Genomic DNA, 11,694 nt, shown 5'->3' with positions numbered 1-11,694 from the left:
GAACGACAAGGATCGACCGATGCCACCGTTGATCGCATTCGCAGGGGCCCTGGGTGGGCTCGCCGTGGTCCGCTGGGCTTACAAGACTGCCGTCCGGATCAACCGGGAGCTGGAAGAAGCGAGGCTGGCCCGCGTCTCGGAATCTGCGCAAACCAGCGAAATTCCGACCCTGCGGCGGGATCCCGTCACCGGGGCCTATCGGCCGGGGTAGCTTGAAAATGCGTCATGGCCGGGCTTGTCCCGGCCATCCACGTCTTTCTTCTCTCCGTGCTTTTAGACGTGGATGCCCGGCACAAGGCCGGGCATGACGGAAACAGCACATCGCCTTGATTCCCCGCTTCCCCGCCGATACGGTCCCGCGCGCCCAAAACCCCCTCGCGAGACCGATTCTGCCGATGGACGAATTGCCTGCCCACATGCGCCCGGAACGTTCGTTCCAGGGCTTCATTCTCGCTCTGCAGCGGTTCTGGGCCGAACAGGGCTGCGTGATCCTGCAGCCCTACGACATGGAAATGGGCGCGGGCACCTTTCATCCCGCGACGACCTTGCGTGCGCTCGGGCCAAAGCCGTGGCGGGCCGCCTATGTGCAGCCCTCGCGTCGGCCCAAGGATGGCCGCTACGGCAAAAACCCGAACCGGATGCAGCACTATTACCAGTATCAGGTGATCATGAAGCCATCGCCGCCGAACCTTCAGGAATTATACCTGAAGTCGCTCGCCGCGATCGGCCTCGATTCCAGCCTGCACGACATCCGCTTTGTCGAGGACGATTGGGAAAGCCCGACGCTGGGTGCCTGGGGTCTCGGGTGGGAATGCTGGTGCGACGGCATGGAAGTCAGCCAGTTCACCTATTTCCAGCAAGTCGCGGGCGTCGAATGCGCGCCGGTGGCCGGCGAGCTCACCTATGGGATGGAGCGGCTCGCCTGCTACCTGCAGGGCGTCGACCACGTCATGGACCTCAACTTCAACGGCCGCGAGGGCGCCGACAAGGTGACCTATGGCGACGTGTTCCTGCAGGCCGAGCAGGAATATTCCCTGCACAATTTCGAGCATTCCGATTCCGAAATGCTGTTCAAGCAGTTCGTGATGGCCGAAGAGGCCTGCAAGAAGTATCTCGCAGCCGGCTGGAAGAGTGGCAGCAACCAGAAGGAACACCTGATGGCGCTGCCGGCCTATGACCAGTGCATCAAGGCGAGCCATGTCTTCAACCTGCTCGATGCCCGCGGCGTGATCTCGGTGACTGAACGGCAAAGCTACATCGGGCGCGTGCGCGACCTCGCAAAAGCCTGCGGCGACGCCTGGGTCCACACCGAAGCGGGCAGGGCGTCCTGATGCCTGATCTTTTGCTCGAACTGTTTTCCGAAGAAATCCCCGCGCGCATGCAGGCGAAGGCGGCCGACGATCTGCGCCGCATGGTCACCGACAAGCTCGTCGCCGAAGGGCTGGTCTACGAGGGCGCGAAAGCCTTCGTGACGCCGCGGCGGCTGGCGCTGACGGTGCACGGCATTCCGGCGCGGCAGCCCGATCTCAAGACCGAACGCAAGGGTCCGAAAATCGGCGCGCCCGATGCGGCCGTTCAGGGTTTTCTGAAAGCGACCGGCCTTAATTCGCTCGACGAGGCAAAGATCCAGCGCGACCCGAAGGGCGATTTCTACATCGCGCTGATCGAAAAGCCCGGCCGCGCCGCGATCGACGTGATCGCGGAAATTCTGCCCGTGATCGTGCGCACCTTCCCATGGCCGAAATCGATGCGCTGGGGCGAACGCTCGGCCAAATCAGGCGCGCTGACCTGGGTGCGGCCGCTGCATTCGATCATCGCGACCTTCGGCCCGGAGACCGAAGAACCGGAAATCGTAAAATTCTCGATCGACGGCATCGAGGCCGGCCAGACCACTTATGGTCACCGCTTCCTGGCGCCATCGGCGATCTCCGTGCGCCGCTTCGAGGATTACGAGGCCAAGCTGAAGGCCGCCAAGGTCGTGCTCGACCCGCAGGCGCGCAAAGACATCATCCTAGCCGATGCCAAGCAACTGGCGTTCGCGCAAGGCTTTGAGCTGGTGGAGGACCAGGTGCTGCTCGACGAGGTGTCAGGCCTCGTCGAATGGCCTGTCGTGCTGATGGGATCGTTCGACCAAGAGTTTTTGTCGATCCCCGGCGAGGTGATCCGCGCCACCATCCGCAACAACCAAAAATGCTTTGTGGTCAGCGATCCCAAGACCGGAAAGCTCACTAACAAATTCATCCTCACCGCCAACATCGAGGCGACGGACGGCGGCAAGGCCATCATCGCCGGCAACGAGCGCGTGATCCGCGCGCGGTTGAGCGATGCGAAGTTTTTCTACGAGACAGACCTGAAGACGAAGCTCGAAGAGCGCCTGCCGAAATTCGAGAACATCGTGTTTCACGAGAAGCTCGGCACGCAGGCAGCGCGTATCAGACGGATCGAGCATCTGGCGTCAAAGGTCGCGCCGCTCCTGTGGGCTCAGCGCGAGACGTTCTTCGACGGCAAGCAGTTCAAGCCTGAAGATTTTGCCGACGAGCAGGATTATATCCTAAAAGTCGGTCGTGCCGCACGGCTTGCAAAGGCGGACTTGCTGACTGAGGTGGTCGGCGAGTTTCCGGAGTTGCAGGGCTTGATGGGCAAGTATTACGCGCTGGCGCAGGGCGAATATTCGTCAGTCGCTGCCGCAAGCGAAGATCACTACAAGCCGCAGGGTCCGGCGGATCGGGTGCCGAACGATCCGGTAAGTGTTGCCGTGGCGCTTGCCGACAAGATCGATACGTTGGTTGGTTTCTGGGCGATCGATGAGAAACCGACCGGAAGTAAGGATCCGTATGCGTTGCGGAGAGCCGCGCTGGGCGTGATACGATTGATTCTCGATAACCAGGTCAAGATTTCTTTGACCGATGTATTTCAATTGGCGGACATCGAAGTCTTTCTGGATATGAAGGGCAAAGGGTTTTCTGGTGAAGCGACGGTGGAAGAGAGCAGAGCGGCGCGGGATCGGATATTCGGCCTCCTCGACTTTCACGTTGATCGATTGGAAGTTCAATTCCGAGCGATTGGTGCGCGGCACGACCTCATAAAGGCTGCGCGATCGCTTCAGCAAGAAGATGATCTGCTTACCGTGGTCCGCCGCGTCGAGGCGCTCGGCAAATTCCTCGACACCGACGACGGCAAGAACCTGCTCGCGGGGACAAAACGCGCCAGCAACATTCTTTCGATCGAAGAGAAAAAGGACAAGCGTAGATTCGACGGCGCGCCGGACGTCTCGCTCTACAAGCTCGACGAAGAAAAGGCGCTGGCGAAGGCGATCGATCAGGTGAAGAGCGAGGCGGGTGCTGCGGTGGCCAAGGAAGATTTTGCCGTCGCGATGGGCGCGATGGCGAAGCTGCGGCCGGCGGTCGATGCGTTCTTTGACAAGGTCAAGGTCAACGACGATGAACCAAAAGTGCGCGAGAACAGACTGAAGCTCTTGAACGAAATCCGCGCGGCGACGCGCGCGGTGGCGGACTTTTCGAAGATCGAGGGCTGACACGTGGATCAGAAGACGCTGGCCGCTTACGATTCAGATGCGGCGGCGTTCGCCAGGGACTGGCACGACCAGCCGGCGCCCGTTGACCTGCACGAAATCGTCGAGCGCTTCTTCGTGCGCGGCGGCAGTTCAGCCGATATCGGCTGCGGCTGCGGCCGCGAGGTGGCCTGGCTCAACGCCAACGGCTTTTCCGCCACCGGTTTCGACGCCTCGGAGGGCCTGCTGGCGGAGGCGCGGCAGCGTTATCCCGGTTTGAAGTTCGCACATGCCGGACTGCCCGACCTGAAGGGCATCGGCACTTACGACAACGTGCTGTGCGAGACGGTGATCATGCATCTCGATCGCGCGCAGATAGCGGTCGCCGTTCGCCGGCTGCTCAACGCGGTCAAGCCCAGCGGCATTCTTTATTTGAGCTGGCGGATTACCGACAATTCCGACCTGCGCGATTCCCAGGGGCGTCTCTACGCGGCGTTCGATGCGGCGCTGGTGCTGGCGGAATTGAAGTCGGCGGCGCTGTTGCTCGATGAGGAGGTCGTCAGCGCCTCCTCGGGCAAGAAGATTCACCGTCTCGTCGCCAAGAAGCCGGGCCTGGAGATCAGGGAATAGGCAAATCGTCATTTCGGGGCGCGCAGCGCGAGCCCGGAATCCATTAACCGGCAGGTTACGTCGATGAATGGATTCCGGGCCTGCGCCAAGAGGCGCATCCCGGAATGACGAAAACAAACAAAGAAAAGCCCCGCCCAGGGGGGAAACCGGGCGGGGCTTTCTTGTCCGGTCGTATCTCGCGCACATCCGCTTGCGCGGCGCCCGGACTGTCGTTCAGGCTAGTGGGATTAGTCGACCACCTGAACGACGCGACGCGAACGCGGTTCGACCAGGACCGTCTGGCCGTTCACCACGGTGTAGCGATAGGGCGTTGCCGCATAGGTCTGCGGCACGTCGTAATAGGTGATGCCGGCTTCCGGCAGCACACCGCCCACGGTCACGCGATCCGGAATGGTGAAAGTCGGCACGCGCTCACGCACGACATATTCCCGGAACGCCGGGCGTTGGTTGACGGAGATGCCCTCATGCTCGCCGATCACCACGGTGCCGCCGCCACCGACACCCACGGTGCCGCTCTGCGCCTGTGCTGCGATCGGTGCAGCCATCACGCCGGCGATAGCTGCGATGGCAAGTAGTCTATTCTGCATAGTGTACTCCCTCGTGCAGAAGAACGCCGGCTAGCCAGCGTACAATCCGGGGCCAATTCATCCCGCGCGGCATAGTTCCGGAAAAACGACTGCCTCAAACGCGGCAATTTCGGGCAATTTTTGCGAACGCCGGAACCCATTGATGCGACAGGCGTCTCCTATTCCGGAACCGCGCCAGCGGTTAAGTTGCCGCCCTCGATTCGAGCTTCCCCTCATCATCCGGAGAAATTTCAAATGACCATCACCGCCGCGCATATTTCCCCGATCGTCGCCCTGATTGCGGGAATCCTGATCCTGATCATGCCGCGGTTCCTGAATTTCATCGTCGCGATTTACCTGATCATCGTCGGTCTGGCCGGGCTCGGCGTGTTCAAGATGCTGCGCTTCTAGTCAGGCAAGCGGGGTTTCGCGGCTTGCGCGGAACCCCTCAAAGTGGTGTAAGGCGCGCATCTTCTCCTCTCTTTTCGGATTGTCATCTGCCATGGCCAAAGCGGTTGCGAAGTCCAAGAAAAACCTTGTGAAAATCGTAGCGAAATCAAAGTCATCGGCGCCGGGCAAAGCCGCGCCGGCGGCCTCGGCGCGCAAGACGCTAACGAAGGCTCCGGCACCGAAGGCAGTTGCGAAGCCGGCACCCAAGGCGGTTACGAAGCCAGTTGCCAAGGCAGCTGCCAAAGTAGTTGCGAAGGCTCCGAACAAGCCTGCCAGCAAGACGGCGAAGAAGGTGAGCAAGCCGGCCGTCGAAGCGGTAAAATCCGGCAAGTGGGTCTACACGTTTGGCGACGGCAAGGCCGAGGGCAAAGCCGGCTTGCGCGATCTGCTCGGCGGCAAGGGCGCCAATCTCGCCGAAATGGCCAATCTCGGCCTGCCGGTGCCTCCGGGCTTCACGATTCCAACTTCGGTCTGCACTTATTTTTACGCCCACGACAAATCCTATCCGGCTGCGCTGAAGACTCAGGTCGAGAAGGCGCTGGAGCACGTCGGCAAGCTCGCCGGCAAGTCGTTCGGCGATCCCAAAAATCCGCTGTTGGTGTCCGTGCGCTCCGGCGGCCGCGCGTCGATGCCGGGCATGATGGATACCGTGCTCAATCTCGGCCTCAACGATGAGACCGTCGAAGCGCTCGCCGAATTGTCCGGCGACCGCCGCTTTGCCTATGACAGCTATCGGCGTTTCATCACGATGTATTCGGATGTCGTGCTCGGCTTCGAGCATCATCATTTCGAGGACATCCTCGACACCTTCAAGGACGGCCAGGGCTACACGCTCGACACCGATCTGACCGGCGACGACTGGGTCGAGCTGGTCGGCCGTTACAAGGATGCGGTGGCGCGCGAGACCGGCGCGGACTTCCCGCAGGATCCGCACGCGCAATTGTGGGGCGCGATCGGTGCGGTGTTCTCGTCCTGGATGAACGCGCGCGCGGTGACCTACCGCCGCCTGCACGACATCCCGGAATCCTGGGGCACCGCTGTCAACATTCAGGCCATGGTGTTCGGCAATATGGGCGAGACCTCGGCGACCGGCGTTGCGTTCACGCGCAATCCCTCGACCGGCGAGAGCAAGCTGTACGGCGAATTCCTGATCAACGCGCAGGGCGAAGACGTGGTGGCGGGTATCCGCACGCCGCAGGACATCACCGAATTTGCGCGCCAGGAATCCGGCTCCGACAAGGCGTCGATGGAAACCGCGATGCCCGACGCGTTCAAGGAACTGACGCGGATCTACACGCTGCTGGAAAAGCACTACCGCGACATGCAGGACATGGAGTTCACGGTCGAGCAGGGCAAATTGTGGATGCTGCAGACCCGCGGCGGCAAGCGCACCGCCAAGGCGGCGCTGCGGATTGCGGTCGAGCTTGCCAATGAAGGACTGATCTCGAAAAAGGACGCGGTGATGCGGATCGATCCCGCCTCGCTCGACCAGTTGCTGCATCCGACCATCGATCCCGCCGCCAAGCGCGACGTCATCGCGACCGGCCTGCCGGCTTCGCCGGGCGCCGCCTCCGGCGAAATCGTGTTCTCGTCCGATGAAGCTGCGAAACTGCAGGCCGATGGCCGCAAGGTCATTCTGGTGCGGGTCGAGACCAGCCCGGAGGACATTCACGGCATGCATGCCGCCGAGGGCATTCTCACCACCCGTGGCGGCATGACCTCGCACGCCGCCGTGGTCGCGCGCGGCATGGGCAAGCCCTGCGTCTCCGGCTGCGGCACCATCCGCGTCGATTACGGCCGCGGTACCATGAGCATCGGCACCCGCACCTTCAAGACCGGCGACGTCATCACCATCGACGGGTCGGTCGGCCAGGTGCTGGCCGGACGGATGCCGATGATCGAGCCGAAACTGTCGGGCGAATTCGGCACGCTGATGGGCTGGGCCGACGCCGTTCGCAAGCTCGGCGTTCGCGTCAACGCCGATACGCCGGAAGACGCGCGCACCGCGATCAAGTTCGGCGGCGAGGGCATCGGCCTTTGCCGTACCGAGCACATGTTCTTCGAGGAAACCCGCATCCGTACCGTGCGGGAGATGATCCTTTCCGAGGACGAACAGTCACGCCGCGCGGCGCTGTCGAAGCTGCTGCCGATGCAGCGCGCGGACTTCGTCGAGCTGTTCGAGATCATGAAGGGGCTTCCCGTCACGATCCGTCTGCTCGATCCGCCGCTGCACGAGTTCCTGCCGCACACCCAGGCCGAGATCGAGGAAGTCGCGCGTGCGATGAACACCGATCCGCGCAAGCTCGCGGACCGTGCCAGGGATCTTGCCGAGTTCAACCCGATGCTGGGCTTCCGCGGTTGCCGTCTTGCGATCGCCTATCCTGAAATCGCCGAGATGCAGGCGCGCGCGATCTTCGAAGCCGCGGTCGAGGCCGAGAAGCGCACCAGCAAGGCCGTCGGCCTCGAAGTGATGGTGCCGCTGATCGCGACCAAGGCCGAGTTCGACCTGGTCAAGGCGCGGATCGACGCCACCGCGCAGTCGGTGATGAAGGAGACCGGCAAGAAACTGGTCTATCAGGTCGGCACCATGATCGAGTTGCCGCGCGCGTGCCTGATGGCCGGCGACGTGGCGCAGACCGCCGAGTTCTTCTCCTTCGGCACCAACGATTTGACGCAGACCACCTACGGCATCAGCCGCGACGACGCGGCGAGCTTCCTTGGCACCTATGTGGCGAAGGGTATCCTCGAGATCGATCCGTTCATCTCGGTCGACCGCGATGGCGTCGGTGAACTCGTCAAGATCGGCGTCGCACGCGGCCGCAAGACGCGGCCCGATCTCAAGGTCGGGATTTGCGGCGAGCATGGTGGCGATCCCGCCTCGGTGGCGTTCTGCCACGAGATCGGCCTCGACTACGTCTCGTGCTCGCCCTATCGCGTGCCGATCGCGCGGCTCGCCGCGGCGCAAGCGGCGCTCGGCAAGACGGTCGCCAGCCAGGCGTAGTTTTTACTCAACGCTGAGAATTAACAGAGACGTCGTCATGCCCGGGCTTGTCCCGGGCATGAACGTTTTTGGGCGCGCAGGCCCTTCGTCATTGCGAGGAGCGCAGCGACGAAGCAATCCATCCATCCGTTATGCCGTGCGATGGATTGCTTCGCTTCGCTCGCAATGACGGGGCTTAGGCTGCGATCACCAGCCCCGTAGCAACACGGTGAACCCGCAACAGTTTCTTCATCATCTTCGTTGACGGGATGTTTACCACTTTCATCGCGCTCCCGTTTACCAAGCTTTCTCAAGCGCCACAGCAAATGCGCGCGAAATCTTGCGTGGTGCACGCAGGCCACGCCGATTAACTCCCCGGCAACCTAAATTCGATACCAACAATAAAGATCGAATTGCACGGATGTACTGAGTTCGGTCGTTTTTTGTAAGCGTTGCGTAGAGCGTATCGATGAATGTGTTGCGTAACCAGCCGAAGGGCGCGCGGTTCGCGTCCTTCGGTCTCGGTCTTTGCATCTTCGCATTGATGCCGACCGAGATCGGATATCAGGATATCGCGTCACTGCTGGCCCGGCAGCCGGGCGTGGCCGAACGCTGGCAGAAGCGGGTGTTCTCCACCGCCGGCAATATCCATGTCGCGACCTTCAGCTTCGGCCGTCCGATCGGAACCTCTTCGCCGCAGACCGCAACCTTTCGGCTCGCCAGCCTCGACAATCAGGGCATCGACATCACCGGCGCAGTGACGCGCAACCCGATCATCGCCCCGCCGCCGCGTTATCTTGCCGCCGATTTCCCCAAGGTCGATCGCACCATGAAGGGCGATCGCCTTGTCATCGCGCCGTCCGCGCCTGCGGAGAGTTCAATCCCCGTCGGCAGCGCGCCGGCCATCGAAGATCCTTCGACTTCAAACGCTTCCGTCAAAGGCCAGAAGACCGCCGTCACGCTACCTTCAGGTGGGCCCGCGCCGCTCGATCCCGAACTTCAGGCCGCGCTGCGCGCGCCGCCGCTGCCGCAATTCGATGTGTCGATGTCACTCGAAGCCAGGCCGCGCGAAGATTTGTCGCTCGACGACAAGCCGCTCGGTAAGCCAAAGGACGTCTCGGCAGCACCAGAAGTGGCGCTCGCGCCCGCGCCGCCGCGCGACAATTTCTCCTTCAAGACCTCGAGCCTGTTTTTTGGCTCTTCCCTCGGCTCGCCCGAAACCATCGAGCGCTGGCGGCCGGGCGAGGAGCCCATCATCATGCTGCCGAGCGCGGTGGTGGCCGATTCCGACATGAAGATCATGGCCTCGCTGCCGGTCGACGCCGACGGCCCGGTCAAGGCCGGCGAGATGGGCGTCAGCGTCGCGCCGAAGGGCGAGGTCAATTCCGACAACCAGCGCGCCAAGACCCCGGCTGAGCGGCTCGGCCTGTTCGACGAGAAGTCGCGCGCCAAGTCGGAAAAATGTCTGACCGAAGTTGTCTATTTCGAAGCCCGCGGCGAAGCGGTGCGGGGCCAGATCGCGGTGGCGCAAGTGGTGTTGAACCGCGCCTTCTCCGGCAAATATCCGGATACGGTGTGTGGCGTGGTCTACCAGAACAAGCACCGCCATCTGGCCTGCCAGTTCACCTTCGCCTGCGACAACAACAAGGACGTCGTCAAAGAGCCCGACATGTGGGATCGCGCGCAACGGATCGCAAAGGCGATGCTGGACGGCCAGCTCTGGCTGCCCGAGGTCGACAAGTCGACGCACTACCATGCCTATTGGGTGCGTCCGTCCTGGGTCAGCGAGATGAAGAAGATGTACAAGACCGGCGTGCACACCTTCTACCGGCCCCGCAACTGGGGCGACGGCAGCGACGCGCCAAGCTGGGGCACGGCGGCGGAGACGGCGCAAATTTCCGCCAAGCTCGCCGAAGCCGCAAAGAGCTCGGCCGAGCAGGCGAGCTTCAGAAGGTAGGTCTCTCATCCGTCGTCCCGGGCTTGACCTCAGATGCGCAATTGCGCATCGGGGGACCCATACGCTGCGGCCGTGCTGATTGAGACGGTGGTCGACGACTTCCTTAGCTCACAATGTCCTGTGTTTATGGGTCCCGGCTCAAGGCCGGGACGACGAGTTATTGCGCGGTTGGCTCCGTGCACCAGCTTGCTCCCCCAAATTGCACTCGACGATTTTGCAGGGCTGCCCTGCAGTGGAAAAATTTTCTCCGCCGCTCTTGGGATTTCCATGCGAATGCATTAACTCCTCCCGGCGCACCCGGCCTGTCCCCTCCGGCCCGGGCGCCAAGCATCGAGGAAACGCATGGCTGTCACCGCAGACAATCTTCGCCCGGCCAAAGCCAGCTGGCGGACGCCATTGGTGATCATCATCTGCGGATGCGCGATCGCGCTGCTCAGTTTCGGGCCGCGATCGAGCCTTGGTTTCTTCATCCAGCCCATGAGCAAGGAGTTTACCTGGGGCCGCGACGTGTTCGGCCTCGCGCTGGCGCTGCAGAACCTGTTGTGGGGATTGGGCCAGCCGATCGCTGGCGCGATCGCCGACCGCTTCGGCATCCTGCGGGTGATGGTCATCGGCGCGCTGCTGTACGCCGGCGGACTGCTTTTGATGCGCTACGCTTCGACGCCGGCCTCGCTCGATCTCGGTGCCGGCGTCCTGATCGGCTTTGGACTCTCCGGCTGTTCGTTCAACCTGGTGCTGTCGGCGTTCAGCAAATTGCTACCGCCGGAGAAGCGTGGCCTGGCGCTCGGCGCCGGCACGGCCGCCGGCTCGTTCGGGCAATTCCTGTTCGCGCCCTTTGGCGTTGCGTTGATCGATAATTTCGGCTGGCAGCCGGCGCTGACCGTGTTTGCCCTGCTGATGCTGTTGATCGTGCCGCTGTCGCTGGCGATCGCGACACCGCCCGCAACGTCGTCCAACGTTCCCGCCGCCGACCAGCAATCGTTCAAGACCGCGCTGGCGGAAGCGTTCGGCCACCGCTCCTACGTATTGCTGGTGCTCGGCTTCTTCACCTGCGGTTTCCAGCTCGCCTTCATCACGGTGCATCTGCCGGCCTATCTGTCCGATCGCGGCGTCTCGGCGCAGACCGGCGGCTGGGTGGTCGCCGCCATCGGCCTGTTCAACATCATCGGCTCGCTCAGCGTCGGCTGGCTGCAGAACAAATATCCGAAGCGCTACATCCTCTCGATGCTCTATTTTGCCCGGGCACTGACCATCCTGGCGTTCATTTCATTCCCGATCACCACTTTCTCGGCGATCATGTTCGGCGCTGCCACCGGTCTGACCTGGCTCTCGACGGTACCGCCGACCTCGGCGCTGGTGGCGATCATGTTCGGCACCCGCTGGTTTGCGACGCTGTATGGTTTTGCCTTCGTCAGCCACCAGGTAGGCGGTTTCCTTGGGGTATGGCTTGGCGGCATCGTATTCGAGCAGTTCGGGTCGTATACGCCGCTTTGGTGGCTCTCGATCTTCTTCGGCGTGCTGTCGGCGTTGATCAATTTGCCGATCGTGGAACAGCCGGTCGCGCGGGCGGTTGCGCAGCCCGCCTGATCCGGTAAAAACC

General features: G+C 62.4%; 10 protein-coding genes. 8 read left to right on the top strand and 2 right to left on the bottom strand.

From position 1 onward, the window contains the following. Nucleotides 1-19: 19 nt before the first annotated feature. The 4 genes from JQ558_RS19035 to JQ558_RS19020 all read left to right on the top strand — a co-directional run bounded on the left by JQ558_RS19035 (nucleotide 20) and on the right by JQ558_RS19020 (nucleotide 4,141). Entirely contained in the window at nucleotides 20-211 is a 192-nt protein-coding gene (locus tag JQ558_RS19035) for a hypothetical protein (RefSeq protein ID WP_192735211.1), read from the top strand. Nucleotides 212-395: 184 nt separating this feature from the next. Then, complete coding sequence (locus tag JQ558_RS19030; RefSeq protein ID WP_192735210.1) at nucleotides 396-1,331, top strand: glycine--tRNA ligase subunit alpha; 936 nt, start codon at nucleotides 396-398, stop codon at nucleotides 1,329-1,331. Continuing rightward, entirely contained in the window at nucleotides 1,331-3,535 is a 2,205-nt protein-coding gene (gene glyS / locus JQ558_RS19025) for a glycine--tRNA ligase subunit beta (RefSeq protein ID WP_212294544.1), read from the top strand. Before JQ558_RS19030 ends, glyS begins: the two co-directional genes overlap by 1 nt. A 3-nt stretch (nucleotides 3,536-3,538) precedes the next feature. Beyond that, entirely contained in the window at nucleotides 3,539-4,141 is a 603-nt protein-coding gene (locus tag JQ558_RS19020) for a methyltransferase domain-containing protein (RefSeq protein ID WP_212294543.1), read from the top strand. Nucleotides 4,142-4,368: 227 nt separating this feature from the next. Here the strand turns inward: JQ558_RS19020 and JQ558_RS19015 are convergent, their stop codons facing one another. Further along, nucleotides 4,369-4,728 (bottom strand): DUF1236 domain-containing protein, encoded by a 360-nt coding sequence (locus JQ558_RS19015; RefSeq protein ID WP_212210979.1) that lies wholly within the window; start codon nucleotides 4,726-4,728, stop codon nucleotides 4,369-4,371. A 234-nt stretch (nucleotides 4,729-4,962) separates the two neighbouring features. Between JQ558_RS19015 and JQ558_RS19010 the strand changes: the two genes are divergently transcribed. Beyond that, nucleotides 4,963-5,118, top strand: a complete 156-nt coding sequence (locus JQ558_RS19010; protein ID WP_212210978.1) for a DUF3096 domain-containing protein — start codon at nucleotides 4,963-4,965, stop codon at nucleotides 5,116-5,118. Here the strand turns inward: JQ558_RS19010 and JQ558_RS38150 are convergent, their stop codons facing one another. Then, nucleotides 5,119-5,457, bottom strand: a complete 339-nt coding sequence (locus JQ558_RS38150) for a hypothetical protein (protein ID WP_312014692.1) — start codon at nucleotides 5,455-5,457, stop codon at nucleotides 5,119-5,121. It abuts the gene before it with no gap. On the opposite strand from JQ558_RS38150, the gene ppdK reads away from it, so the two are divergent. The 3 genes from ppdK to JQ558_RS18995 all read left to right on the top strand — a co-directional run bounded on the left by ppdK (nucleotide 5,450) and on the right by JQ558_RS18995 (nucleotide 11,681). After that, the gene (gene ppdK, locus JQ558_RS19005; RefSeq protein WP_312014693.1) at nucleotides 5,450-8,158 is read left to right on the top strand and encodes a pyruvate, phosphate dikinase; all 2,709 of its coding nucleotides are present in this window, start codon (nucleotides 5,450-5,452) and stop codon (nucleotides 8,156-8,158) included. The genes JQ558_RS38150 and ppdK overlap by 8 nt on opposite strands. 448 nt (nucleotides 8,159-8,606) lie before the next feature. After that, nucleotides 8,607-10,094 (top strand): cell wall hydrolase, encoded by a 1,488-nt coding sequence (locus tag JQ558_RS19000; protein ID WP_212294542.1) that lies wholly within the window; start codon nucleotides 8,607-8,609, stop codon nucleotides 10,092-10,094. Between the two features lie 342 nt (nucleotides 10,095-10,436). Next, nucleotides 10,437-11,681, top strand: a complete 1,245-nt coding sequence (locus JQ558_RS18995; RefSeq protein ID WP_212210970.1) for an MFS transporter — start codon at nucleotides 10,437-10,439, stop codon at nucleotides 11,679-11,681. The last annotated feature ends 13 nt before the right edge of the window (nucleotides 11,682-11,694 follow it).

Origin of the sequence: Bradyrhizobium sp. AUGA SZCCT0160 (assembly GCF_018130105.1) — a bacterium.
In the GTDB taxonomy this organism is placed as follows: domain Bacteria; phylum Pseudomonadota; class Alphaproteobacteria; order Rhizobiales; family Xanthobacteraceae; genus Bradyrhizobium.
Note: the sequence above shows the minus strand (reverse complement) of the source record. Positions and strands in the feature narration are given on the sequence as shown.